General features: G+C 71.8%; 20 protein-coding genes. 10 read left to right on the forward strand and 10 right to left on the reverse strand.

Going from position 1 to position 24799, the window contains the following annotated elements; translation table 11 throughout:
* A partial coding sequence (locus CF165_RS02785) for an SDR family oxidoreductase (protein WP_093945822.1) occupies positions 1-571 on the forward strand: 571 nt, incomplete at its 5' end.
* Here CF165_RS02785 and CF165_RS02790 read toward each other — a convergent pair.
* Both CF165_RS02790 and CF165_RS02795 read right to left on the reverse strand, forming a co-directional pair.
* Positions 568-1305 carry a TetR/AcrR family transcriptional regulator gene (locus CF165_RS02790; protein WP_093945823.1) on the reverse strand — a complete coding sequence of 246 codons (738 nt, stop codon included), beginning with the start codon at positions 1303-1305 and terminating at the stop codon, positions 568-570. The genes CF165_RS02785 and CF165_RS02790 overlap by 4 nt on opposite strands.
* 72 nt (positions 1306-1377) lie before the next feature.
* Entirely contained in the window at positions 1378-1734 is a 357-nt protein-coding gene (locus CF165_RS02795; protein ID WP_093945824.1) for a hypothetical protein, read from the reverse strand.
* A gap of 409 nt (positions 1735-2143) precedes the next feature.
* On the opposite strand from CF165_RS02795, the gene CF165_RS02800 reads away from it, so the two are divergent.
* The 4 genes from CF165_RS02800 to CF165_RS02815 all read left to right on the forward strand — a co-directional run bounded on the left by CF165_RS02800 (position 2144) and on the right by CF165_RS02815 (position 7091).
* Positions 2144-3013, forward strand: a complete 870-nt coding sequence (locus CF165_RS02800; protein WP_093945825.1) for a ribokinase — start codon at positions 2144-2146, stop codon at positions 3011-3013.
* Between the two features lie 28 nt (positions 3014-3041).
* The gene (locus CF165_RS02805) at positions 3042-3782 is read left to right on the forward strand and encodes a hypothetical protein (protein WP_093945826.1); all 741 of its coding nucleotides are present in this window, start codon (positions 3042-3044) and stop codon (positions 3780-3782) included.
* Positions 3772-5403 (forward strand): phosphoenolpyruvate--protein phosphotransferase, encoded by a 1632-nt coding sequence (ptsP, locus tag CF165_RS02810; RefSeq protein WP_093945827.1) that lies wholly within the window; start codon positions 3772-3774, stop codon positions 5401-5403. Before CF165_RS02805 ends, ptsP begins: the two co-directional genes overlap by 11 nt.
* A 290-nt stretch (positions 5404-5693) precedes the next feature.
* Entirely contained in the window at positions 5694-7091 is a 1398-nt protein-coding gene (locus tag CF165_RS02815) for an MFS transporter (RefSeq protein WP_093945828.1), read from the forward strand.
* A gap of 86 nt (positions 7092-7177) precedes the next feature.
* Here the strand turns inward: CF165_RS02815 and CF165_RS02820 are convergent, their stop codons facing one another.
* Entirely contained in the window at positions 7178-7840 is a 663-nt protein-coding gene (locus CF165_RS02820; protein ID WP_093945829.1) for a DUF1707 SHOCT-like domain-containing protein, read from the reverse strand.
* Positions 7841-7915: 75 nt separating this feature from the next.
* Here CF165_RS02820 and CF165_RS02825 point away from each other — a divergent pair, with 75 nt between their 5' ends.
* A complete protein-coding gene (locus CF165_RS02825; protein WP_093945830.1) occupies positions 7916-8959 on the forward strand; it encodes a hypothetical protein in 1044 nt (347 codons plus the stop codon).
* A gap of 4 nt (positions 8960-8963) precedes the next feature.
* Here CF165_RS02825 and CF165_RS02830 read toward each other — a convergent pair whose 3' ends face one another.
* The 3 genes from CF165_RS02830 to CF165_RS02840 are packed head-to-tail and all read right to left on the reverse strand — an operon-like array spanning position 8964 to position 11949.
* A complete protein-coding gene (locus CF165_RS02830) occupies positions 8964-9620 on the reverse strand; it encodes a response regulator (protein ID WP_093945831.1) in 657 nt (218 codons plus the stop codon).
* Entirely contained in the window at positions 9617-10753 is a 1137-nt protein-coding gene (macS, locus tag CF165_RS02835; protein WP_093945832.1) for a MacS family sensor histidine kinase, read from the reverse strand. The genes CF165_RS02830 and macS overlap by 4 nt, the downstream gene beginning before the upstream one ends.
* Positions 10750-11949, reverse strand: a complete 1200-nt coding sequence (locus CF165_RS02840) for an AI-2E family transporter (RefSeq protein WP_093945833.1) — start codon at positions 11947-11949, stop codon at positions 10750-10752. The genes macS and CF165_RS02840 overlap by 4 nt, the downstream gene beginning before the upstream one ends.
* A gap of 225 nt (positions 11950-12174) precedes the next feature.
* Between CF165_RS02840 and CF165_RS02845 the strand changes: the two genes are divergently transcribed.
* Positions 12175-13134: a hypothetical protein gene (locus CF165_RS02845; RefSeq protein ID WP_093945834.1), complete on the forward strand. Its 960-nt coding sequence runs from the start codon at positions 12175-12177 to the stop codon at positions 13132-13134.
* Between the two features lie 206 nt (positions 13135-13340).
* Positions 13341-16817 (forward strand): beta strand repeat-containing protein, encoded by a 3477-nt coding sequence (locus CF165_RS02850; RefSeq protein ID WP_240521434.1) that lies wholly within the window; start codon positions 13341-13343, stop codon positions 16815-16817.
* Between the two features lie 221 nt (positions 16818-17038).
* Here CF165_RS02850 and CF165_RS02855 read toward each other — a convergent pair whose 3' ends face one another.
* A complete protein-coding gene (locus CF165_RS02855; RefSeq protein ID WP_093945835.1) occupies positions 17039-17809 on the reverse strand; it encodes a dioxygenase family protein in 771 nt (256 codons plus the stop codon).
* A 64-nt stretch (positions 17810-17873) separates the two neighbouring features.
* On the reverse strand, positions 17874-18266 hold the full coding sequence (locus CF165_RS02860) for a helix-turn-helix domain-containing protein (protein ID WP_093945836.1): 393 nt from the start codon (positions 18264-18266) through the stop codon (positions 17874-17876).
* Between the two features lie 66 nt (positions 18267-18332).
* On the opposite strand from CF165_RS02860, the gene CF165_RS02865 reads away from it, so the two are divergent.
* The gene (locus CF165_RS02865; RefSeq protein ID WP_093945837.1) at positions 18333-18785 is read left to right on the forward strand and encodes a MarR family winged helix-turn-helix transcriptional regulator; all 453 of its coding nucleotides are present in this window, start codon (positions 18333-18335) and stop codon (positions 18783-18785) included.
* Positions 18786-18949: 164 nt separating this feature from the next.
* Here CF165_RS02865 and CF165_RS02870 read toward each other — a convergent pair whose 3' ends face one another.
* The gene (locus CF165_RS02870; RefSeq protein ID WP_143268424.1) at positions 18950-19351 is read right to left on the reverse strand and encodes a hypothetical protein; all 402 of its coding nucleotides are present in this window, start codon (positions 19349-19351) and stop codon (positions 18950-18952) included.
* A 180-nt stretch (positions 19352-19531) separates the two neighbouring features.
* Here CF165_RS02870 and CF165_RS02875 point away from each other — a divergent pair, with 180 nt between their 5' ends.
* Positions 19532-23194, forward strand: coding sequence for an nSTAND1 domain-containing NTPase (locus CF165_RS02875; RefSeq protein WP_093945839.1), 3663 nt, complete (start codon positions 19532-19534; stop codon positions 23192-23194).
* Here CF165_RS02875 and dnaB read toward each other — a convergent pair.
* Complete coding sequence (gene dnaB, locus CF165_RS02880) at positions 23191-24594, reverse strand: replicative DNA helicase (protein WP_093945840.1); 1404 nt, start codon at positions 24592-24594, stop codon at positions 23191-23193. The genes CF165_RS02875 and dnaB overlap by 4 nt on opposite strands.
* Positions 24595-24799 lie beyond the last annotated feature (205 nt).

Below are 24799 nucleotides of genomic sequence, written 5' to 3' on the forward strand. Positions count from 1 at the left end.
CGCGCTGGCGATCCAGGCGGATTCGGCGGACGCTTCAGCGGTTTCCTCGGCGGTCCAGGCGACCGTCGCGGAGTTCGGCAGGCTCGACGTCCTGGTGAACAACGCGGGCGTCGGGTTCGTCGGCGCGTTCGGTGAAACTTCTTTGGAAGATGTCGACCGCGTGCTGGCGGTGAACGTCCGCGGCGTGTTCGCGGCGACCCAGGCCGCGGCCGGAGTCCTGGCCGACGGCGGCCGCGTGATCACGATCGGCAGCTGCGTCACCGATCGCGTGCCCGGCCCGGGCATGGCGCTGTACGCGACCAGCAAGGCGGCGATGGTCGGCCTGACCAAGGCGCTGGCGCGCGAGCTGGGCCCGCGCGGCATCACGGTCAACCTGGTCCACCCGGGCCCGACGGACACGGACATGAACCCGGCCGACGGGCCTTTTGCGGCCGACCAGCGCGCGCTTACGGCGTTCGACCGCTACGGAAGGCCGTCCGAGGTGGCCGCGGCGGTCGCTTACCTCGCTTCACCCGGCGCCGAGTACGTGACGGCGGCGGTGTTGTCGGTGGACGGCGGCCACGCCGCCTAAGCGGAGTAGAGCCCGATCTCCCGCGCGAGGTCGGCCAGCATCGATTCGAACAGAACGTCCGGTTTGGACATCGGGATCGGGTAGTTGCCGAAGACCTCGAGCGTGACGTGCCCGTAGAGCCGGGCCCAGAACTGGATCATCAGGTACGTCACGCCGAGGTCGATCTTTTCGACGGGCACGCCCTGGTCGGACTCGACGAGCACGGCAACCAGAGACTCCTGGAAGGTCTTCAGGTCATCGCGCAGCTCATCGGGCACACTGCTGGCCGACGGCAGCACGATGTCGTGCCGCGCGAGCACCCGCCCGGCGGCGGCGAGGAAGATCCGCCCGAACGGCTCGTCGACCCGGCTCAGCGCACTCCCCGACGTCGACCCGACGCCACCGGTCGGCGACGCGAAGACCAGCGTGAATTCCTTCGTGTGGGTGAGCGCCCACCGCCGGAAGCCCTTGCAGATGGCGAACAGCTGCAGCACGCCGTCGTCGGGCAGCTCGGCGATCTCTTCGGCGAGATCGTCGGCCAGGTCGGCGCAGACGTCCAGCCGCAGGTTCTCGACGAGGTCGTCGCGGGATTCGTAATAGCGGTAGAGCGCGGGCGCGGTGATCCCCAGTTCGCGCGCGATGGCGCGCAGGGTGACCGCCTCGGGCCCCTGCTCGACGAGCAGTTTCCGGGCGGTCCGCCGGATGTCCTGTTCGGTAGCCGCACGCGCGCGACCCCTCCTCGTGGGGTGGCTCATCCGAACAGTCTAGGTGTTTACTACGACAATTCTTGCATTAACGCGATCTCGGCCGTAACGAAAAGGTGCAGCTCAGAGGTCCCGTACCTGCCACCGGGTCAGCGGCCGCAGCAGCCACATCGCCACCACGGACATGCCGAGCGCGCCGAAGAAGTGCACGGCCCACGCCCCGATCAGCGACGGTCCGCCCCACGAACCGGCCGCGCCGGCCTCGGTCCAGAAGAACCCGAAGGTCGTGATCCGCCAGACGAGGAACCAGATCAGCAACGCGAATGGGAAGGCGGCGAGGGCCGCGAAGAAGGCGGGGCCGCCTCGGGGCTCGGCACCCAGCAATCGCCGCGCCAGCCACCGCCGTGCCGCCGGGCCCGCCAGGAACGCGGGCAGCGCGAGGGCCGCGTAGATCGTCCGCTTCCAGTCGGAAATGCTCATGGAAGTGACGTTAGGAGCGGCCGAACAGCCAAAACATCCGGTTGCCCACCCGGCGAGGTGGGGAAAACCCGAGTGTCGCGGTACCGGCTGCCGGAAGCCTTCAGCGACGAGCGGGGCGCCGCCGACGCCGATCACTCGGGGGGCTACGTGATCGGCGCCGGCGACACGATGCCCTGCCCGGCTCGCGCCGGTTGGGGCAAATCATCACGTTTCCGTGATGACGCACCTGGAGAGCGGGACCGGGCCACGAAGTGACGGCCGGGGGACGGACGTCCTCCGATCGAGTGACGGTCATCCGCTGCTCGCATGATTGTCGCACTCAGCCCCGGATAAGTTACAAAAACCTTCACTTTCCCCTTCGGGGCCGGTTCTGACCTGGTCCGGGTGGCTTCCGTGGGACAGTTCGGGCATGAACTCTGACGTGCTCGTTGTGGGATCCGCCAATGCCGACCTCGTCGTCGCGGTGGACCGGCGACCGGCCGGTGGGGAGACGGTACTGGGCGGCGACACGGTGCTCTCGCCGGGTGGCAAGGGTGCCAACACGGCGGTCGCGGCGGGCCGGCTCGGGGCGGACGTCGCGCTGCTCGGCGCGGTCGGCGACGATCCCTACGGCAGGCTGCTGCTCGATTCGCTGCGCGCCGCGGGCGTCGACACCGGGCTCGTGCGGACCAGCGACCGGCCGACCGGGATCGCCTACATCACCGTCACCCCCGACGGCGAAAACTCGATCCTGGTCTCCCCCGGCGCCAACTCGGGCCTGGAGCCCGCCGACGTCGACGCCGTCTTCGACGGGGTCGAGATCGTGGTCGTCTCGCTCGAGGTGCCGCTGCCGACCGTCGAACACGCCGTCGCGAGGGCCGCCGAGAAGGGCGTCAAGGTCCTGCTGAACCTCTCACCCGCGGCGAAGCTGTCTCCGGAGACGCTCGCCAAGCTCGACGTGCTGCTGGTCAACGAGCACGAGGCCGCCTGGCTGACCGGACCCGGCGCGGACTTCCGGAAACTCCTCGACCTCGGGCCGAAGACGGCCGTCGTCACGCTCGGTGCGGCCGGTGCGGCCGTCGTCGAAGCCGGCGGTGTCACCGAGGTGGCGTCACCGCAGGTGGAGGCCGTCGACACGACCGGGGCCGGGGACGCCTTCGCGGGCGCTCTCGCCGCGTCGCTGGCCGACGGCGCCGATCTGGTCTCCGCGGCGAAGCGAGCCGTTCGCGTCGCGGCGTTCAGCGTGACGCGGCCCGGCGCGCAGCCGTCCTACCCGACCGCCGCCGATCTGGGGGAATGACCACTCCGCCGGACGTGTTGCCCATCACATGGGCGATTCGTTCGGTTCGGCCTGGTGGCGCGGCTATGCCGCTCAGCTGAAGGCGATCGCGGAGGCGCGCCGCCCCGACCACCTCGCGATCATGCCGCTCGACGAAACCCTCCAGGCGCTCGGCAAGCAGACCGAGCTCGACGAAGGCGTGTACGACGTGCCGCTGGACGGTGTCGTCGGCACGGTCGCCCGCGCCGGGGACTTCGACCGCGAGTTCCGGCCGCGCAACCGGGCACTGCGAGACCGCTGGGAGCACCTGACGCGGACGTCGGCGGACCTCCCGCCGGTGCGGCTCGTCCGGCTCAGCGACATGTTCTTCGTCGAGGACGGCCACCACCGCGTCGCCATCGCGCGGGCGCGTGGTGCCCGGACGATCCGCGCGCGGGTCCGGTGGATCGGCACGGTCGCCTGCGCGCTGCGGTGCCTGACGCTCGCCGACCTGCCGTCGAAGACCGCCGAGCGGATGTTCCTGGAGCGTGTGCCGCTGCCGGACGACGTCCGGCTCGGACTGTGGCTCGACGATCCGGCCGACTGGTTCCGGCTCGCCGACTCGGCCGAGGCCTGGGGGTTCCGCCGTATGCTGGCCGGACGGCCGGTGCGCAGCCGCGACGAACTGGCCGATGCCTGGTGGCAGGAGGAGGTCCGGCCGGTGCTCGAACAGGTGCGGCGACGGGGCTTGTGCCCGCCACCACGAGATATCCAGGCTTATCTGAGCTATGGTCTAGACCATGCCGTCTGAGTTTCTGTCCGGGGTCGCCGTCAGCCCCGGCCGCGCGAGTGGTCCTGTCGTCCGTGTCGCGGAGCCGCTGGGCGAGCCCGCCGCCACCCCCGCCCCGGCCGATCCGGCCGCCGAGGCCGCCCGGATCGTGCCCGCCGCCGGCGCGGTCGCCGCACGGCTGGAGAAGCAGGCCGAGACCGCGTCCGGCGAAGCGGCGACGATCCTGATCACGACCGCCGCGATGGCCGCCGACCCGGCGCTCGCTTCGCAGGCCGAACAGCTGGTCAAAACGCAGGGGCTGCCCGCCGCGCGAGCCGTCTACCAGGCCGCCGAGGGCTTCGCCGAAGCGCTGGCCGCGGCCGGCGGGTACATGGCCGAGCGCGTCCGCGACGTCCGCGACGTGCGAGACCGCCTGATCGCCGAGCTGCTCGGCATCGCGCCGCCGGGGGTGCCCGAGCTGGCGTCGCCGAGCGTGCTGGTCGCCCGCGACCTCGCACCCGCCGACACCGCCGGCCTCGACCCGGCGAAGGTGCTCGCCCTGGTGACCGAAGAGGGCGGCCCCACCAGCCACACCGCGATCCTGGCGCGCGCGCTCGGCATCCCGGCGGTCGTCGCGGTGCGCGGGCTGCTGGCACTGGACGCGCAGGCGCTCGCGGTCGACGGCGACGCGGGCACCGTCGAGGTCGCGGACCCGTCGGCGCCGGTCGTCGCGGCGACGGTGGCGCAGGTCGCGGAGTGGAACGGCACCGGCGCGACGTCCGACGGTCACCGCGTGAAGGTCTACGGCAACGTCGGCTCCCCGGCCGACGCGCAGGCCGCTGCCGACGCGGGCGCCGAAGGTGTCGGCCTGTTCCGCACCGAGTTCTGCTACCTGAACGCCTCGGACGAGCCGTCGGTGGCCGAGCAGCGCGCGGCGTACACCGCGGTGCTTTCGCCGTTCCGCGGCAAGCCGGTGATCGTGCGGACCCTGGACGCCGGCGCCGACAAGCCGCTGGCCTTCCTCTCCCCGGAAGCCGAGCCGAACCCGGCGCTCGGCGTCCGCGGGCTGCGCGTGGCCTTCGACCGTCCCGAGGTGCTGGACCGCCAGCTCGAGGCCATCGCGGGCGCGGCGACGGACTCCGGCGCCGACGTCTCGGTGATGGCACCGATGGTCGCGACGGTCGAGGAAGCCGCCTGGTTCGCCGAGCGCGTCCGCGCGGCGGGCATCGCCCGGGCGGGCGTGATGATCGAGATCCCGGCGGCGGCGCTGAGCGCCCGCGAGATCCTCGGCGTCGTCGACTTCGTCTCGGTCGGCACGAACGACCTGGCCCAGTACACGTTCGCGGCGGACCGTCAGCTGGGCGCGGTCGCGAAGCTCAACGACCCGTGGCAGCCGGGGCTCCTGCGCCTGCTGAAGCTGATCGGCGACGCGGCCAAGGCCACCGGCAAGCCGGCGGGCGTCTGCGGCGAAGCGGCCGCGGACCCGCGCCTGGCGCTGGTCCTGGCCGGCCTGGGCCTGACGAGCCTGTCGATGAACGCCCCGGCGGTCCGCACGGTGGGCGCGAGCCTCGCCGCCACCACGCTCGCGGAGTGCGAAGCCCTGGCCGAAGCGGCCTTGGCGACGTCGGATCCGGCCGCGGCCCGGGCGGCTGCTCGCCCCTGACCTGCACCGACCGCCCGGCAGGCTGGACAGTTTCTTGGGGGCGCCCCCCACTTTCAGTCTATCGGTCATCACCGACAGTGCCGGGTTGTGCCAATGTGGAGGGGCGGAGTTGTCCACATTGATCGAGGGGTGTGGGCAACTTGTCGTAAGTCCGTGAAGGCCACCTTGAAGGGCCTCGAGGTGGCCTTCACGGCGTTTCTCCGAAAATCCGGCGGGTGGTTTGTCGATCCGGGGGCCGGTCGCTCGACGCAGTGGTGAGAACGAAGCCACCGAGTCGAGAGGACCTCACCATGACCGCCACCATCGCCGCCCCGGCCGAAGTGCTCCGGGCCGGGCGCCGGGAGTGGATCGGCCTGGCCGTGCTGGCCCTGCCTGCCCTGCTCGTCTCGCTGGACGTCTTCGTCCTGATCCTCGCCCTGCCGAAGCTCGCCGTCAGCTTGCACGCCGACGGCACCGAGCAGCTGTGGATCATGGACATCTACGGCTTCATGGTCGCCGGGTTCATGGTCACCATGGGGACCCTCGGCGACCGGATCGGGCGGCGGAAGCTGCTGCTGGCCGGGGCCACCGCCTTCGGGGCCGCTTCCGTCGTCGCCGCCTTCTCCACCAGCGCCGCCACACTCATCGCCGCCCGGGCCGTGCTCGGCATCGCCGGGGCGACGCTGGCGCCGTCCACGCTCTCCCTCATCGGGACCATGTTCCAGAACCCGCGGCAGCGCGCCGAAGCGATCGGGATCTGGGCCGGCTGCTTCACCGTCGGCGCGATCATCGGCCCGATGGTCGGCGGGTTCATGCTGGAGCACTTCTGGTGGGGCTCGGTCTTCCTGCTCGGCGTCCCCGCCATGGTTCTGCTGCTGGTCATCGGCCCGAAGCTGCTGCCCGAGTACCGCGACGAGACCGCCGGCCGTCTCGACGTGCCGAGTGTCGCCCTGTCGCTGGCCACGATCCTGCCCGCGGTCTACGGCATCAAGGAACTCGCCCGCGACGGCGTCCACCTCGTTCCCGTGCTCGCTCTCGGCGCCGGCCTGGCCATCGGGTACGTCTTCGTGAAGCGGCAGCGGACGCTCGAAGACCCGCTGATCGACTTCAGCCTGTTCGCTGCGAAGGCGTTCCGCACCACGCTCGGCGGGATGCTCCTGTTCAGCATGCTCGGCGGCACCACGATGCTGTTCGTCGCGCAGTTCTTCCAGGTCGTGCAGCACCTCTCGCCGGTCGGGGCCGCGCTGGGCCTGCTGCCCGGCATGGCCACCTCGACCGTCAGCTTCCTCGCCGCGCCCGTCCTGGCCCGCCGGGTGAAGCCGAGCGCCTTGATCGCCGGTGGTGTCGCCCTCGCCGCGGCCGGCATGGTCATCCTCGCCCTCGTCGACCCCTCGGCCGGGGCGGCCTGGCCCGCCATCGGCTTGGCCGTGACGTCCGCGGGTGTCGGCCCGATGATCGCGCTGGGCACCGACCTCGTCGTCGGGTCCGTGCCGCCGCGCAAGGCGGGTGCCGCCTCCGCGCTCGCCCAGACCGTCAACGAGTTCGGCTACTCCCTCGGCATCGCGACCGTCGGGACCCTGGGCAACGCCGTCGTCCGCGCCCACGGTTTCGCCGACGGGCTGCACGTCGTCGCCGGGCTCGCCGCCGTCGCGTTCACCGCCCTGGTCTGGTTCGTCTTCCGGAACCTCCGGCCGGCGGCCATCGCCTGAGAACAGCGCCTGAGAACGGCGAAGGCCTCCCCACCCGATGCCTGAGTGGGGAGGCCTTCTTGACGCCGGGGGCAGAGGGGCCCCGGCTAGCCGAACAGCCCGCGCCGCGGGTGCCGGACGACCAGCGAGCCGCCGTGCACGCGGCCGGTCAGCACGAAGCGGGGGTTGCCCATCCGCCCGTTGCTGCGGGTCTTGTCCTCGAGTGAGCCGAACTTGATGTCGGTGATCGAGTTGACGTCGACCGCCGCGTGCTCCGGGATGATCACCTCGACCGAGCCCCACTTGGCGTCCAGCTCGATGTGCACCACCGGCGACTGCACCTGGGCTTCGGTGAAGTCGAGCTTCGTCGAGCCGTACTTGTTCCGCACCACCATCTCGGGCGGGACGACCCACGGTCCGCTGCGGACCAGCGACGAGTACTTCGCGTTGAGCTCGAAGCGCCGGCCGGGCGAGTAGCCGCCGTAGCCGATGGGGGGCGCGTACGCCGGAGCAGCGGCAACGGCCGCGGCGGGGTGGTAGAGGCCGGCGAGGTCGGCCAGCACGGCGTTCAGCTCGCCGCGGGTCCGCGACGCGAGCGCGCGGTCGGTGCGCTCGGTGAACTCGTCGAGGTCGATCATGCCGCGGCCGATGGCCTTCTGCAGCACGCCGACGACGTGCTCGCGCTCGTCGTCGGACACCCGAAGATCGCGTTCGCTCAACGGCTTGGTCTCCGTCACCGGTTCCGTCGCCGTGGTCTCTTCCTCGCCCATGCCCTTGATGGTAGAAGGGGATTTCACCAGGGAGATCGGGGGAAAACCCTGAACGGACCCGTAATCCGCGGTGCCGTGCTCGGCGCGGCACTGGCGCTGCTGTGCGGGTGCACCGGCGAACCGCCCGCACCACCATCACCAACGTCGACGACCACCACGGCACCGCCCACCCCGGTGAAGGGGCTCAGCGGCATCCCGGCGACCGGGATCGGGGTCACCGCGCTCCTGCCCACCACCGGCCCCACCCTCTTCGACGCCGACCGCGGGGCCACGGCCAGTCCCCCCGGCTACCCCGGCGGCCTCGGTGTCGTCCGGGTCGGCAAGCAGGCCGTCCTGACGGCCTACCCGGTGGGCACAGCCGACGAGGCCCCCTACGAGATGTTCGCCTACACCGGCCCGTCGACCCCGCCGCGGTCACTGGGCCGCGCCTGGTCGGTGGCGCCCGGCGCCGACCAGCAGAGTGTGTGGCTGATCCGGCAGGACGCGCCGGACAGCTGCCGCCTCCAGCACGTCTCGCTGACCGGTGCGGCAGTTGGAGAGCTCGGCCACGGCCAGTCCGCCAGCTGCCGCACCCAGGTCAGGGCCGAGACCCCGCACGGCCTGCTGATCACCATCAACTCCGGTTCCGCCGAGTCGACCGACGCGCTGATCGACCCGCAGACCGGCCGCACCGTCCGCCAGTACCCGCGGATCCTCGGCGCCACCGGCGACTGGCTGCTGCTCGACGGCTTCACCGACCTCAGCCTGCTCAACCTGCGCGATGGCAGCACCAAGCCGCTCACCCGGCCGGCGAGCGGCGGCGGCCCGCCGATCGTCGTCCCGTCGCGGGACGGCTACGTCTTCGCGGTCGACTTCGTCAACCCGTCCTACCGCGGTCCGGTCCAGACCCGGGACATCTGGCTGCTCAGCCTGAACACGCGGACCTGGGAGCACGCACCCGGGATGCCGTTCATCACCGACCACCTGAAGCAGGGCGGCGGGATCGACTGGAGCGCGGACGGCGACCTCGTCCTCTCCGACGGCGTCCTCGCGGCCTGGCACCCGGGCGAACCCCAGTGGCGGCTGGGCAAGGCCACGCTGCCGGACGGTGAGTGGAACGGCATCGCGGTGCTCCCTTGAGGAGCTACTCCTCGTCGAGGCCGTGCTCGATCGCGTACCTGGCCAGCTCGACGCGGTTGTGCAGCTGCAGCTTCCGCAGCGTCGACTGCACGTGGTTCTCCACCGTGCGGTGCGACAGAACGAGCCGCTCGGCGATCTGCCGCGCGGTCAGCCCCTTCGCGACCAGGCGCAGGACGTCGGTTTCGCGCTCGGTCAGCCGGGGCGGCTCGGCTCCTTCCGCCGGCGCGTCGGCCATCCGCCGGTATTCGCCGAGCACCAGCCCGGCCAGTCCCGCGGTGAACACCGGGTCGCCGGCGGCGGTCCGGTGGACGGCGTCGACCAGCTCCGCCGCGGACGCCGACTTGACCAGGTAGCCGGACGCGCCGGCCTTCACCGCCTCCAGGACGTCCTTGTGCTCGCCGCTCGCCGACAGCACCAGCACCTTCGTCGTCGGCAGCGCCGAGGTGATCTCGCGGGTCGCGTCCACGCCCGACGTGCTGCCGAGATTGAGGTCCATCAGCACGACGTCCGGCCGCACGGTCCGCGCGATCCGCAGCGCGGCGTCGGCGTCGGGCGCGGTCGCCCGCACGTCGAAGCCGTGTTCGGTCAGGTCACGGGCCACCCCGTCGCGCCAGATCGGGTGGTCGTCGACCACCATGACCGAAATCCGCGGCTCGCTCATCCCGCACCCCTCGTGCTCGGCACCCTGACCTCCCACTCCGTGCCCCGGCCGGGCCCGGTGTCGAGGGTCGCGCTGCCTCCGAGGTCGCGGACCCTCCCCCGGATGGATTCCACCACGCCGAGGTGCCCTTCCGCGGCCGCTCGCTCGAGAACGCCGTCCGGAATGCCCGGTCCGTCGTCGCGGACGCTCACCACGACCTCGCCGCCGAGGTCCTCCAGCAGCACCCAGGCGTGCGCGTCCGGACCCGCGTGCTTCTCGACGTTCGCCAGTGCTTCGCGGGTCACGGCGAGCAGCTCGCCGGTGACGTGCGCGGGCAGCTCGACGTCGTCCGCCGGGGTCGAGACCTGCACCGACGGCGTCGCGAGCAGCTGCAACGCGGCCCGCAGGCTCGTCGTGCCGCGGTCGTTCGGCTTCAGCGGCTCGGTCGTCACCAGCGAGCGCAGCGCGATCTCCTGCTCGCCGGCCAGCCGGGCCAGCTCGGCCGCTTCGCCGCCGACCTCGTTGCCGCGCTTGCGGACCCGGGCGAGCACCTGCAGCACGCTGTCGTGGATCGACCGGGCCAGCCTTTCCCGCTCGGCCGTCGCCGCTTCCTTCCGCAGCGCCTGCTCCAGCCGCGCCGCGGACCGGCGGCCCATCGTCGCGGCCATGCCGACCAGCAGGCCGGCCGCGGCGAGCAGGACGGCGTCGCGCGCGACGTCGAGGTCGAACTTTTCCCGCGCCAGCGCGGTCGCCGCCCCGACCACCAGCCCGGCGAGCACCCCGCCCGACGCGCCGAACCGCGCGCCCGCGGCGACCGGCGCCACGGCCGCCCACACCGTGGTGATGAGCGGGACGTTCAGCGCGAACTGCGTGTTGCTGAGCACCCACGGCGAGGTCAGCAGCAGCGCGGTGGTCAGCACGAGGTCGAAGACCACCAGCGACGGCGGCCGCGTCCGCTCGCGCAGGTAGAGGAAGCCGCTGACGACCGACCACACGGCCATCACGCCGAGGATCGCCCAAGCCAGCCCTTCGCGCCGGTACTGTCCATTTTGGACGATCACGGTGCCGCAGGCGAACGCCCAGGTGAGCACGCGGAACGCGATCACGCCCCGCCACATGGGCGTGATCGGGTCGGGCGTCCTCCCGGCGGTCATTTCTCGTCGTCGCCGCGCGTCGGCACTTCCGCTCCCTCGGACCCGGGCTCGGCGTCGTTGGGCTGCGCGGCCTGGTCCGTGAGGACGTCCACCTCCTGCGGGTCCGGGTCCGACTCGTGCAGCAGGGACCGGATGCCCGCGTTGAGCACCGCCAGGATCGGCACCGCCATCAGCGCGCCCGCGATCCCGCCCACGACGAGCCCGCCGGTGATGGCCAGGACGACGGCGAGCGGGTGCAGTTTCACCGCGCGGCCGAGCAGCAGCGGCTGCAGCACGTGGCTTTCCAGCTGCATCACGCCGATCACGATCGCCAGCACGATCACCGCGCCGATGAAGCCGTTGGTGACCAACGCGATCAGCACCGCGACGCCGCCGGTGATGACCGCACCGATGATCGGGATGAACGCGCCGATGAAGACCAGCGTGGCCAGCGGGATCACCAGCGGCACACCCACGATCCACAGCCCGACGCCGATGCCGACGGCGTCGACGACCGCCACGGCCGCCGTCGCCCGCACGTAGCTGACCAGCGACGCGAACCCGCGGCGCCCGGCGACGTCCACCCGGTTGCGGACCCGGCGGGGCACGACGCGCACGAGGAACGACCAGATGCCCTCGCCGCCGCTGAGGAAGAAGATGGTGATGAACAGCGTGAGCAGGAAGCCGGTGACGATCTCGCCGACCGTGCCCGCCGTGGTCAGCGCGGTGTCGGTCAGCGCGGCCTGGTTGTTCTGCAGGAACCCGAAGACCTGGTTGATGAACTGCTGGATCTGCTCCTGGCGCAGGTGCACCGGGCCGTTGATCAGCCAGTCCTTGATCTGGTTGAGGCTCTCGTTGAGCTGCTTCTGCAGCTGGGGCAGGCCGCTGGAGAACTGCGTGACGACGAACGTCAGCAGCCCGCCCAGCACGGCGAGCCCGGCGATCAGCACGATCGCCGTCGCCAGCCCGCGCGGGAACCGCACCGCCACCAGCTTCTGCACCGCCGGCGCGAGCAGCGCCGACAGGAGCAGGGCGATGCCCAGCGGGATGACGACGACGGACAGCCTGCCGACGATCCAGCCCAGGCCGTACAACGCCGCGCCCACCACGATCAACCGCCACGCCAGTGCCGCGCTGATGCGCAGGCCCCGGGGGATCAGCCCGGTGATGTCCTCGTGCTCCGGCAGGAATGGGTCTTCGCGTCGCGCGTGGCTCACGGGCTCACCGTAGCGGCTGGACCGCCCGATTCGGCCGCTTTCCCGCGGCCGCGTCCGACACACCCGGCGGCCAGGCATGATCACCGACCGTCAAATCGGGCTACACGGTGTGTCCTTCACACGATGGGGGCATCAAGTCGCGCCGAGGATGCGTGACGCGGGGCGGATTTGGTTAGGTCGCTTTCGCAACGGACGGATCACGAATGAGGCACGAGGAGACGACGAGTGGCGAGCACGGCGACGAACGAGGGGCAGGGCGCCAAGCGCGTCGGCCGTCTCGTGTCGCGTGCGCTGCTCGTGTTCGGTGGTGCCGTGGCCGGTACCGCCGCCGCGTGGCTCGTCTCCGGTGCGACGGCCTCCGCCGACACCGTCGAGGTCGGCACCGCCTCCGTCACCCCGGTCGCCGAGGCTGCCGATGGCAGCATCGCCGACGCGGACCACGGTGCCAAGCACTTCTCGGGTGACATCGCCGGCGGGGCCTGCCACCAGGACGCGACGACGTGGAGCGAGCCGCGGACCGAGTGCGGCCGCACCCTCCGGCACGAGGTGTCCGAGCGCGTCGGCGACTCGGTGTCGGACCTCGCCGGTGACGCGGTGCTGAGCCCGGCCGAGCGCACCCTCGGCGCGGTCGAGCACATCGCCAGCAAGCCCGAGGACACCCGCCAGGTCATCGAGGAAACCGTCGCCCCCGCGCCGGCCAAGGAGTTCGGCCGCCAGGTGTGGCAGCTGCTCGACCCGGCCGCGCACGGCGACCTGCTCCCCTCCCTTCCGGGCCTCGCCCCGGCCGGGCAGGGTCCGGCGGCCGCGGGCACCGGACAGCAGGCCGGTACGGCCGCTGTCACCGCCACCGAACTTCCCGCCGCGTGGCGAGCCGATGCGCTCGCGACGTCGACGGGTCTCCAGCACGACGACGTCACCGGTGCCGCGGGCCACTCCCGCGACGGGCACCGTAACCTCCCGTCGCCGCTGACCCCGGCGCAGCTTCCGATCGCGCCGGCCGTTCCCACCGCCCCGGGTGGCAGCACGACCTCCGGTGGCACTGGTGGGCACTCTGACGGCTTCAACGTGTGCGCCCCGTCCCGGGCCGCCGAAGCCATTGACACCGCCTTCGCGGCGATGAGCCGCGTCGGCCTGCGCCGTTCGCTGCGCTCCCCGGGCAAGCAGCCCGGCGTCACTCCTGACTGAACACCTCCCTTCACGGGTCGCTGACGCGCCCAAGTCCGTCTTCGTCTGACGGCTTCGCGTCCGCGCAATACCCGTGACACGGCGGTGCGCTTTGTTGCGCCCGCAAGAAGTTCCTTCCCCTCGGTGCGGCTCGAAGCCATCCCTCTTTGGCGAGCGCGCACCGCCATAAGCCCGCAAGGGAACCCGAAATAAAGGAGAAAAACCCCATGCAGACGTGGGCAAAGCGCGGCGTACAGACCGCGTTGGTCACGGGTGGGTTGCTGATGCTGGGTACCGGCATCGCCTCGGCTGACGAAGACGTCAACCCCGACGCTCCGGCGTCCCCGCTCGACCTCAACGTGACGGCTCCGGTCCAGGAAGCCAACAACGCCGTCGGCACCCCGTTCGGCCAGCTGGACCTGCCTGAAGAGCAGACGGAGCTGAGCACCAAGCCGGCCACCCAGGCGGCGAACGAGGCTGCCCGGCAGCTCGACGAGTCGAGCCCCATCAACAACAGCGCCCTCGGCGCCAAGTTCACCCCGAGTCACAACAACCTCAAGGGCAACAAGGTCGCGGGCGACATCGTCGTTCCGATCCAGATCGTCGACAACGCTGTCGGCGTCATCGGCGACGCGCACGTCCAGGGCACCGACCACTCGCAGACGTGGTCGCACGACCAGGACGTCAAGACGACGGGCCAGGACTCGAGCCTCGCGGGCAACGCCGTCGTCCTCGACTGGGCGCTCCCCGTCCAGATCGCCGGCAACGGCGGCGGCGTCGCCGGCGGCACCGGCCGCGTGACCGGTGGGTCGGCCAGCCAGAGCACCAGCGAGACCGGGGACGTCGCCACCGACGGCGACGGCTCGGCCCTCTCCGGCAACGTGGTGGCGGGCCAGTTCGCCACCCCGGTGCAGGTGACCGGCAACGCCGCTTCGTACCTGCTCGGCAACGGGCAGAGCCACGGCTACACGGCCGACACCGTCGCGTCCTCCGGCGGCTCGCTGCTGAGCTCCGGTGACAAAGCATCCGGGTCGGGCAACGTGGTCGGCGCGCCGATCGCCCTGCCGGTCAAGTTCAACTGCAACTCCGGTGCGGTGTGGGGCTCGCTGTCGAACTCCGACGGCTGCGCCACCTCCGCCGACGCCACGGCCGGGGACACCCGCAAGGGCAGCCTCGGCATCCCGACCTACCTCGAGACGAGCGGCAACGACTCGTTCCTGTCGGGCAACGGCGCGGCAGCCTCGCTGTCACCGATCGCGAACGTCGCGGGTGTCGCGGGCTCGTGGATCGGCAACGCCTCGGCGGGCCTCCCCTGTGACGGCAGTTCCTCCAGCACTGTCGACTCGGGTGGCTTCGTCCAGACCGCCGGTGACAACTCGAGCGGGTCGGGCAACGTCCTGAACCCGTCGGTCGCGCTGCCGGTCGAGGCCTTCGGCATCGGTGGCACGTACATCGGCCAAGCGGACGCCGCGCACGACAACACGACCGACGCCAACGCCGGCAACGGCAGCTACACCAAGGGCAACGGCGCCGTCCTCGGCGGCAACATCGTCAACACCCAGGCCGCGGGCGCGCCCGAGGTCTTCGGTATCGGCGGCAGCCACATCGGCAACGCGACCGGCTCGGCGACCGAGGACAAGACGGTCACCGCCGGGGCGTACGACGGGACGCAGGGCAACGACTCGTCCGGCTCGGGCAACGTCATCCAGGTGCCGGTCGGCCTCCCCGCCGAGGTCTTCGGCATCGGCGGCTCGTTCATCGGCCAGGGCTCCGGCGCGGCCGACGAGACCAAGGTCGTCTCCGGCGGCGGCGGTGGCAGCACCCACGACGACAACGGCTTCCTGAGCTCCAACCTGGGCACGGTGCCGGCGTCGCTCCCGGTGCAGGTCGCCAACATCGGCGGCGCGTTCATCGGCCAGGGCCACGGCAAGGGCTCGACCGACACGACGTCCAACGCGGGCGGCGACGTCAAGGCGAACGGCCCGGCCGGCGCCGGTGCGGGCAACCTGATCGAGGCCCCGGTCTCGCTGCCCCTGCAGGCGATGGGCGTCGGTGGCGCCCTCGGCGGCATCGGCACCGGCGAGAACGACAACATCACCGACTCCTCGGCGGGCGGCGACGCCGTCACCGACGGCCGGGACGGCGCGCTGACCGGCAACATCGTGAAGGCCCCGCTCGCGGGCGCCGGCACGGTCTTCGGCGACGGGCTCGCCGCGGCGGCGCTGGGCACCGGCGCGGGCACCAACGACGTCGCGTCGGAGGCGGGCGGCGACGCCACCACCAACGGCGACCGCGGCAGTGTGGCGGGCAACATCATCGGCGTGGACGCGCTGCCGGTGGCGCAGGTCTTCGGCGACGCGGTCAGCGTGGCGGGTGTCGCCAAGGGCACCGGCATCAACATGACCGAGGTCGAGAACGCGGGCGACGACACCACCTCGGGTGTCGAAGGCGCCGTGTCGGGCAACATCCTCGACCTGCCGGTGACCGCGATCGCGCAGCTGTTCGGCGACGCGGTGACCGTGGGCGGTGTCGCGCACGCCGTCGGCGACAACACGCTCACCACGGAGAACGGCGGCAAGGCCGTCACCGCGGGCGACCAGTCGAGCCTGTCGGGCTTCAACCTGTACCACCCGTTCGTGCTGCCGGTGCAGATCTTCGGGGTGCCCCTCGAGCTGCTCGGGGAGGCGACCGCGGTCGCGACCGACGCGACGAGCATCGACGAGGACGTCGACCCCATCGCGTACCCGATCGAGGGTTCGGAGCTGGCGGCCGACGAGCTGCCCTCGCTGGCCGCGCTCCGGAGCGGCCTGCCGACCACCGGGCTGCCCTCGCTGGGCGGCTTCACCGGTGGCCTGCCCACCGGTGGCCTGCCCACCGCGGGCCTGCCTCTGCTGGCCGGGCTCACCCAGGGCCTGCCCACCAAGGAGCTGCCCTCGCTGACCGGGCTCGCCAGTGGCCTGCCGACCGCCGGCCTGCCCGTCCAGGGCCTGCCCGCGCTGCCGTCCGTGGCTCCGATGGGCACCGGGCGCGCCGACGTGCCGCCGGTGACCAGCCCGGTGCCGGCGCTGCCGGCCCTCGGTGGCGTTCCGGCGCTGCCGAAGCTGCCCGCGGTTCCGGCGCTGCCGGCGCTGGGTGGTCTGCCGGGTCACGGCACCGAGCGTGCCGACGTGCCGTCGGTTCCGGCTCTGCCGGCTCTGGGTGGCGTTTCGACGCTGCCGAAGCTGCCCGCGGTTCCGGCGCTGCCGGCGCTGGGTGGTCTGCCGGGTCACGGCACCGAGCGTGCCGACCTGCCGACGGTTCCGGCGATGCCGGCCCTGGGTGGCGTTCCCGCGCTGCCGAAGCCGGCGCTGCCCGCGGTTCCGGCGCTGCCCGCGCTGGGCGGTCTCCCGGGTCACGGCACCCAGCGCGCCGACGTGCCGTCGGTTCCGGCTCTGCCGGCTCTCGGTGGCGTTTCGACGCTGCCGAAGCTGCCCGCGGTTCCGGCGCTGCCGGCCCTGGGTGGCCTTCCGGGTCACGGCACCGAGCGTGCCGACCTGCCGACCGAGGTCCTGCCGGTGATCCCGGCCGCTCCGGCCATCCCGGCCCAGCTCCCGGTCAACGCCAAGCTGCCGGTGCTGGACAGCACCCCGCAGGTGCCGGCGATGTCGGGCCTGGACTCCACCGGCTTCCTCGCGAAGCTGCTGGGTCTGATCAAGCGCAAGTAGTGCGGTGAAGCCGGGCGGGTTCCGCGAACCCGCCCGGCCCACGAACCCCGCTATCACGACGGCAGGCGCTCCACGCGCCGCGAGGGTGACCTCGCACGGAGCGCCCCGGCCACGCGATCGCGGTGCGGGCTCGCCCGCGAACACCGGATAGCTCTCCTTCCCTGGAGACGACGAGCCCCAGGAGCCGACATGGCTCCTGGGGCTCGTTCGCGTCGGCGGGATCAGGAGAACTGCAGGGAACGCTTCGCCAGGCCGTGCCAGAAGCCGTCGATCACCGTGCGGCCGGAGCCTTCGTCGGAGCTGGCGCCGAGGGAGACGAACAGCGGCGCGAAGTGCTCGATCCGCGGGTGCGCGAGCGTCGCCGCCGGCGCCTTGTGCCGGAAGTCGAGCAGCGTGTCGACGTCGCCGCTGCGCAGGACCTCGTCACCCCAGTGGTCGAACTCGGCCGACCACGCCGGCGGCGTCCCGTCGGTGGACCGGGCCATCCCGCTCAGGTTGTGGGTGAAGAAGCCGCTGCCGATGATCAGCACGCCTTCGTCGCGCAACGGCGCGAGCTTGCGGCCGAGGTCGAACAGCTCCCGCGGGTCGAGCGAAGGCATCGACACCTGCAGCACCGGGATGTCGGCGTCCGGGTACATCTCGACGAGCGGCACGTAGGCGCCGTGGTCGAGGCCGCGCTCCGGCGCGTCGTGCACCGGCGTCTCCGTCGAGCGAAGCAGCTTCCGCACCTTCGCCGCCAGCTCCGGCGCACCCGGAGACGCGTACTTCACCTGGTAGTAGCGCTGGGGGAAGCCCCAGAAGTCGTACACGAGCGGCACGGTCGTGGTGGCCCCGATGGTCAGCGGCGCCTCCTCCCAGTGCGCCGACACGACCAGGATCGCGCGAGGCTTCGGCAGGTCGGTGGACCAGCCGGCGAGCTGGCGGGTCCAGGTGGCGTCGTCGGCGAGCGGCGGGGCGCCGTGGCTGAGGTAGAGGACCGGGGTGCGGGTCATCGTGCGCTCCAGTGCTTGAAAGTTCAACTACTAGAGCAGACGCCGCTGAGTTCCCGGATATTCCTCAGGTGGCTTCGAGGTTGGCCGCGCAGCGCTCCAGGGTGCGGATCGTCGCGCGGTAGTCGTCGTCGCCGATGCCGTCGATCGCGAGCGTGCGGAAGGCGTTGACGCGCTGCTCGACGCGCGCGTGGGCCTCGCGGCCCGCGGCGGTGAGCTCGCCGTTTCCGGCCACCCAGCCGCGCTCGCGCAGGTCGGCGATCTTCGGGGTCATCGAGCCCTCCGCGGCGACGAACGGCGCCATCACCGTGTCGACCTCCTCCGGCGTGTGGGCGCCGAGGGCGATCGTGTTGAGTACCTGCCAATGCCGCCGGGTCAGCGACTCGTCGTCGAGGATCCGGCCCATGGAGGATTCGAGAAGCTCGTGGAGGTGGCGCAGCCACCAGCCGAGGGGTTTCATGGAGACTCCTGAATGTCGATGAACAACTACATGTAAAACTACATGTAGTTCGGAGGTGGAGCAACCATGACGGACGCGGTGGCCGACGTCGAGCGCGCCATGATCGCGATCCGCCGCAGTCAGCAGCGCCGGGCCCTCAGCCGGATCGGCAAGGCGAGGGGCCGCGGCGCGCACGACCCGGTGCACGAGCTGCTCGACATCGTCGAGGAGCTCACCGAACGCGGTGAGCCCAGCACGGTGACGGCCCTGAGCGCGGCGATGGGCGTCGACCAGCCGCGCGCCAGCAGGCTCGTGGCGCGCGCGGTCGAACAAGGCCTGCTTCGCCGCGAAGCCGATCAGCGGGACGGACGGCGTGCGGTGCTCGTGCCGACCGAAGCCGGTCAGGCGCACCTCGACGAGATGCACGCTTTCCGCCGCGGGGTGTTCGCGGAGGTCATGGCGGACTGGCCGGACGAGGACCGCGACACCTTCGGCAGGCTCCTCACCGCGTTCGTCCGCGGGTACAGCGCGCTCGGCTAGTCGTACAGACCGCAGAATGCCGTTCGCGACGGGGTCCGTCGCGAACGGCATCCGGCGTGATGGTCCACCCCCCTCGGTGGGCCGCCCGGATCAGCGGACCAACAGCCGCCCGGTGGTGCGGGCCTGGCCGTTGACCGTGATCCCCCCGTTGGGTGTGCGGTTGGCTAAAGGCTGACCTGGTAGACGCGGCCGCCCAAGTTGGGGTCGCCGCTCGGTGCCCGGCGCTGGCAACGCAGGTTGAAGCCGACCCCGCCCTCGACGGTGCCGAGGTAGTGCATGCCCGAGTCGCCCCGGTCGATGTAGACCCAGCTGGTCACGCCGATGCCGTCGATGTAGAGCTGGCACCGCTCGCCGCCCGCGGCGTGGTCGGTCAGGGCGATGAGGATCTTCTTGACCGTGGTGGTGGACCACGCCGGCGGATACGGATCGCACACGGTGCCCGGCCCGGTGGCGTTGCTGCAGGTGAAGGTCGCGGGGACCGCGGCCGACGCAGCCGGCGCCATCGCCGTGGCCAAGCCGGCGGCGCCGAGCAGGACGGCGAACAAAGACGGCATTTTGCTCTTCAAAGAATTCTCCTGGAAAGTGGGTCATTTCTGACTCCGTCGCTGCGGAATTCCTCCGGATCAATGTGATCCGGAGGCGAGTCAACCGGCCATTTGGTTGATAAGCAATGGTCAGCGCGGTGGTTATCAATTCTTGCGCGCCGATCGCCTCTCTGCGAAGCTGGTCACGGCCGGAGGAGGGGCATGGGGCGGCGGGAAAGAAAGCTGGACGTCGACGCCGGTCCGACACAAAAGTTCGCCGGTGAGTTGCGAGAACTGCGGCAACGTGCCGGGAACCCGACTTACCGGGTAATGGCGGCTCGCGCGGGCTATTCCGCGCCCGCGTTGTCGCAGGCCGCCGCTGGGCAACGGCTACCGTCACTGGCGGTGACGCTGGCCTATGTCGCCGCGTGCGGCGGAGATGCCGGTGAGTGGGAGCCTCGCTGGCGGCGAGCGGCGCGCGATTCGGCCGCTCAGCCCGTCGAAGACGGTGCCGAAGACCCGCCGTACCTCGGGCTGGCCCGGTTCGAAGCCGAGGACCACGACCGGTTCTTCGGCCGGGACAACCTCATCGGCGAGCTGGTGGACCTGCTGGGCGACAGCCGGGTCGTGGCTCTCGTCGGCGCCTCCGGAAGCGGGAAGTCTTCGGTGCTGCGGGCCGGCCTGCTGCCCCGGCTGCGCGGCGAAGACCCGCCGCGGTTCGGCGCGATCCGGATGATCACCCCCGGCCCGCACCCGATGGCCGAGCTCGCCCGGATCCGGGCTTCGCCGGGGGACACCTTGCTGGTCGTGGACCAGTTCGAGGAGGTGTTCACCCTCTGCTCGGACCCGGCCGAACGCAGCGCCTTCCTCGGCGCGCTTCCGGCCATGGCCACCCGGACGGAGCACCCGTTGCGGGTCGTCATCGCGATCCGGGCCGACTTCTACGGGCGCTGCGCGGAAGACCGGGCACTGGCCGAAGCGGTGAGCCGGACGCACATCCTGGTCGGCCCGCTCACCGAGGACGAACTGCGGGACGTGATCGTGAAACCGGCGTCGGCGGCGGGGCTCGTCGTCGAACGCGCGTTGACCAGCCGGTTGATCGAGGAGGTCGTGCACCGGCCGGGCGGTCTGCCGCTGCTGTCGCACGTGCTGCTCGAAACTTGGCGCCGCCGTCGCGGCCGCACGCTGTCCCTCGACGGGTACGTCTCCTCGGGCGGGGTGCACGGCGCGATGGCGCAGACCGCGGACAGCGTCCACGAGAGCTTCACCGCGCAGCAGCAGGTGCTCGCCCAGCGGATCCTGCTGCGCCTCGTCGCGCCGGACGACGGCACCCGGCGGCCCGCCGATCGCGCGGAGCTCGTCAGCACGCAGCTGCCGCACGACGACACCGAGATCGTCCTCGCGCGGCTGGTCGCCGCGCGGTTGATCACGCTCGACGGTGAGACGGCCGAGCTGTCCCACGAGGCGCTGATCACCTCGTGGCCGCGGCTGGCGAACTGGATCGAGGAGAACCGCGAGTGGCTGCGGGTACACCGCGAGCTGACCGAGGCGGCCCGCCGCTGGGAGGAACTGGACCACGACCACGGCGCGCTGTACCGCGGCGCCCGGCTGACGGTCACCCGCGAATGGACCGAGCACGGTGGCCGGTCCGCGGACCTCAACCCCGTCGAGCGCGCGTTCGTCGACGCCAGCATCGCCGAGGCCGACCGCGAGCGCGCGACCTCGGCGCGCAGCCAGCGCCGCATCCGGTACCTCGCGATCGGGCTGGCGGCGGCGTTGCTCGTGGCCGTCGGGGTGGGCGTGACGGCGATCGGCCAGTACCGGGAGGCCGTGACCGCCGCCGACGTCTCGCGGTCCCGTCAGCTGGCCGCGGAAGCACTCGGGCTGGCGGACTCCCGGCCCGGCACGGCGATGCTGCTCGGCGTGGAGGCCTTCCGCGCGGCGCCGACCCCCGAAGCCCGTGGCGCGCTGCTCAGCGTGGCGAACCGCCAGGCGTACCAAGCGGAGTTCACCGGGCACGGCGACGCGATCAGCAAAGTCGCCTTCAGCCCCCGCGACGACACGATCGCCACCGTGAGCAAGGACCAGACGCTCATGGTGTGGGACCGGGTGCACCACACCCGCCGCGCCGTTCACCGCGACCACGCGACCTGGCTGCGTGCCATCGCCTTCAGCCCCGACGGGCGGACCCTGGCCACCGGGGGCGACGACGGGAAGGTGGTGCTCTGGGACGCCGGGCTGGGCAAGCCGGCCGCCACGCTGACCGGGCAGGCGAACCGGATCAAGGACATCGCCTTCGCGCCGGACGGGCACAGCCTCGCCGCGGCGAGGGCGGACGGCACTGTCGTCGTCTGGGACCTGGATCGCCGTGCCGAGCGCTTCCGGCTGACCGGGCACACCGGCGCGGTGCAAGCGGTCGCCTTCAGCCCCGACGGCCGGACCCTCGCCACCGGGGGCGCCGACGGCACGATCGGCCTCTGGCCGGCCGACGGCGGCGCGAGACTGGCCGCCCTGACCGGGCACACCCGCTCGGTCGACGACGTCGCGTTCAGCCCGGACGGCCGGACGCTCGCGTCGGCCAGCCCGGACCTGACCGTCCGGCTCTGGGACGTGCCGACGCGCGCCGCGCTGGCCACCTTGACCGGGCACACCGGCGAGGTGCGCACCGTCGCCTTCAGCCCGGACGGGAGCGTGCTCGCCTCCGCCGGGCACGACTACCAGGTCATCCTGTGGGACGTGCGGACGCGGCAGCCACGCGCCCACCTGACCGGGCACACCGACAACATCTATTCGGTCGCCTTCCACCCGCGGCTCCCGCTGCTGGCCTCGGCCGACGAAGACGGGCGGATGATCCTCTGGGACACGACCCGCGTGCCCCCGGCCGGCGACGCGGGCCCGGTCAACGCCGTCGCCTACAGCCCGGACGGGAAAACCCTGGTCACCGGCGGCGAAGACCGGTCCGTCCGGTTGCAGGCGCCCCACCGCGGTTCCGGGAGCACCGTCATCACCGGCCTTCGGGGGCCGGTCAACGCGGTCGCGTACAGCCCGGACGGCCGGACCATGGTGATCGGCGGGGGCACGGCCGTGCAGAGCACGGGCCGCCCCGACCAGATGCTGACGGTCTGGGACGTCACGAACCCGCAGGCGCCGGTGCAGATCGGCGAGCTGCGCGGGCACACCGACCGGATCAAGACCGTGGCCTTCAGCCCCGACGGGCGGTTGCTGGCCAGCGCTGGCAGCGACCAGACCGTGAAGCTGTGGGACCTCCGGAGCCGCCGGGAGGTGCTCAGCATCGACGCCGGCGGCACGCTCAACACCGTCGCGTTCAGCCCGGACGGCCGGACGCTGATGTCGCTCTCCGGCAACAACCGGACCGCGACGCTGTGGAGCGTCCCCGACGGTGCCCGGGTGGCGACGCTGACCCACGACGGAGTGGTCAGCAAGGCGACGTTCAGCCCCGACGGCCGGACGCTCGCCGTGACGTCCATCGACCGCACCCTGACCCTGTGGGACGTGCCGAGCCGGACGCGCACCGCGACGCTGACGCACAGCGAAACGCTGACGGGCGTTGCCTACAACCACGACGGCAGCCGCCTCGCGACCGGCGATGCGAAGGGGACCACGGTCCTGTGGGACACGGCCACGCTCACCCGCCTGGCCACGCTCACCGGGCACCACGGTGCGGTGACTTCGGTCGCGTTCAGCCCCGACGATCGCGAAGTGACCAGCAGCAGCCTGACCGGCGAGGTCATCACCTGGACCACCGACCCCGCCGAGGCGGCCGCCCAGATCTGCGGCGCGTTGAACCGCAACCTCACCGCGGAGGAGCTGGCGCAGTTCTTCACCCAGCCGCCGGACCACGAGACGTGTGGGAGGACCGGCTAGTCGTGCGAGAGGTCCACGAAACGGCTGTAGTGCAGCTGGTGCGCGACGGTGATCGTCGCCGTCGGCCCGGCGCGGTGCTTCGCGATGATCAGGTCCGCCTCGCCCGCGCGCGGGTCGTCCCGCTCCCAGGCGTCGGGGCGGTTGACCAGGATGACGAGGTCGGCGTCCTGCTCCAGTGAGCCGGACTCACGCAGGTCGGACAGCATCGGGCGCTTGTCCGTGCGCTGTTCCGGACCACGGTTCAGCTGGCTGATCGCGATCACCGGGACCTCGATCTCCTTCGCCAGCAGTTTCATCTGCCGGGAGAACTCCGAAACTTCCTGCTGCCGCGACTCGACGCGCTTGCCGGACGTCATCAGCTGGAGGTAGTCGAGGACCACGAGCTTCAGGTCGTTGCGCTGCTTCAGCCGCCGTGCCTTCGCCCGGATCTCCATCATCGTCATGTTCGGCGAGTCGTCGACGAACAGCGGCGCCTCGGAGACCTCGCTCATCCGGCGGGCCAGCCGCGTCCAGTCGTCGTCGGACATCTTGCCGCCGCGCATGTCGGCGAGGCGGATCTTCGCCTCGGCCGAGAGCATGCGCATGACGATCTCGGTCCGGCTCATTTCCAGGGAGAAGATGACGCTGGTCAGGCCGTGCCGGATGGACGCGGACCGCGCGAAGTCCAGCCCCAGTGTCGACTTGCCGACACCCGGGCGGGCCGCGACGATGATCATCTGGCCCGGGTGCAGGCCGTTGGTCAGCTCGTCGAAGTCGGTGAACCCGGTCGGGATGCCCTGGGACTGGCCGCCGCGCGACGCGATCGCGTCGATCTCGTCCATCGTCGGCTGCAGCAGCTCTTCCAGCGCGACGTAGTCCTCGCTGGTCCGCCGCTCGGTGACGTCGTAGATCGCGGCCTGCGCGCGGTCGACCACCTCGTCGATGTTCGCGCCGTCGGCCGCGGCCGCGCCGTAGCCGTACTGCACGATCCGCGTGCCCGCCTCGACCAGCCGGCGCAGCACCGCCTTCTCCGAGACGATCTCCGCGTAGTACCCCGCGTTCGCCGCCGTCGGCACCGTCGCGATCAACGTGTGCAGGTAGGGCGCGCCGCCGACGCGGCCCAGCTCGCCGCGCCGCTCCAGCTCCGCCGACACCGTGATCGGGTCGGCGGGCTCGCCGCGGCCGTAGAGGTCGAGGATGCAGTCGTAGATCGCCTGGTGCGCGGGCCGGTAGAAGTCGTCGGGACCGAGTGCTTCGATGACGTCGGCGACCGCGTCCTTGGACAGCAGCATGCCGCCGAGGACGGACTGCTCGGCCGCGATGTCCTGCGGTGGCTGGCGGTCGAAGCCGCCGGAACCCGGATCGCTCGGACCCGGGTCGGACTCCGCATACATCGGACCGCGGTCGTCGGTCAGCGCCACCGCTCCGGACACCTCCTCATCGTGTCGAACACTCGTTCGAGTATGCCGGAACTTCGCTCTCGAAGCACGCGGCTCGGTTCGTGCTCCCGTCCCCCGGACGTGTCCTCTCGATGATCGGCGAGAACGCCGTCCGGTTCTCGGAGGCACGCCGGGCGCCACCGTGAGTACAGGCCCGAGCGGGCACGCTAGATCCCCCGGACGGCCG

It is taken from the genome of Amycolatopsis vastitatis (assembly GCF_002234595.1).
GTDB classification, from domain to species: domain Bacteria; phylum Actinomycetota; class Actinomycetes; order Mycobacteriales; family Pseudonocardiaceae; genus Amycolatopsis; species Amycolatopsis vastitatis.

Bases quoted from the DNA above. Each gene is read 5' to 3' on its own strand.
- CF165_RS02790 (WP_093945823.1), bottom strand. From the start codon at position 1,305: ATGAGCCACCCCACGAGGAGGGGTCGCGCGCGTGCGGCTACCGAACAG.
- CF165_RS02795 (WP_093945824.1), bottom strand. From the start codon at position 1,734: ATGAGCATTTCCGACTGGAAGCGGACGATCTACGCGGCCCTCGCGCTG.
- CF165_RS02800 (WP_093945825.1), top strand. From the start codon at position 2,144: ATGAACTCTGACGTGCTCGTTGTGGGATCCGCCAATGCCGACCTCGTC.
- CF165_RS02805 (WP_093945826.1), top strand. From the start codon at position 3,042: ATGGGCGATTCGTTCGGTTCGGCCTGGTGGCGCGGCTATGCCGCTCAG.
- ptsP (WP_093945827.1), top strand. From the start codon at position 3,772: ATGCCGTCTGAGTTTCTGTCCGGGGTCGCCGTCAGCCCCGGCCGCGCG.
- CF165_RS02815 (WP_093945828.1), top strand. From the start codon at position 5,694: ATGACCGCCACCATCGCCGCCCCGGCCGAAGTGCTCCGGGCCGGGCGC.
- CF165_RS02820 (WP_093945829.1), bottom strand. From the start codon at position 7,840: ATGGGCGAGGAAGAGACCACGGCGACGGAACCGGTGACGGAGACCAAG.
- CF165_RS02830 (WP_093945831.1), bottom strand. From the start codon at position 9,620: ATGAGCGAGCCGCGGATTTCGGTCATGGTGGTCGACGACCACCCGATC.
- macS (WP_093945832.1), bottom strand. From the start codon at position 10,753: ATGACCGCCGGGAGGACGCCCGACCCGATCACGCCCATGTGGCGGGGC.
- CF165_RS02850 (WP_240521434.1), top strand. From the start codon at position 13,341: ATGCAGACGTGGGCAAAGCGCGGCGTACAGACCGCGTTGGTCACGGGT.
- CF165_RS02855 (WP_093945835.1), bottom strand. From the start codon at position 17,809: ATGACCCGCACCCCGGTCCTCTACCTCAGCCACGGCGCCCCGCCGCTC.
- CF165_RS02860 (WP_093945836.1), bottom strand. From the start codon at position 18,266: ATGAAACCCCTCGGCTGGTGGCTGCGCCACCTCCACGAGCTTCTCGAA.
- CF165_RS02865 (WP_093945837.1), top strand. From the start codon at position 18,333: ATGACGGACGCGGTGGCCGACGTCGAGCGCGCCATGATCGCGATCCGC.
- CF165_RS02875 (WP_093945839.1), top strand. From the start codon at position 19,532: ATGGGGCGGCGGGAAAGAAAGCTGGACGTCGACGCCGGTCCGACACAA.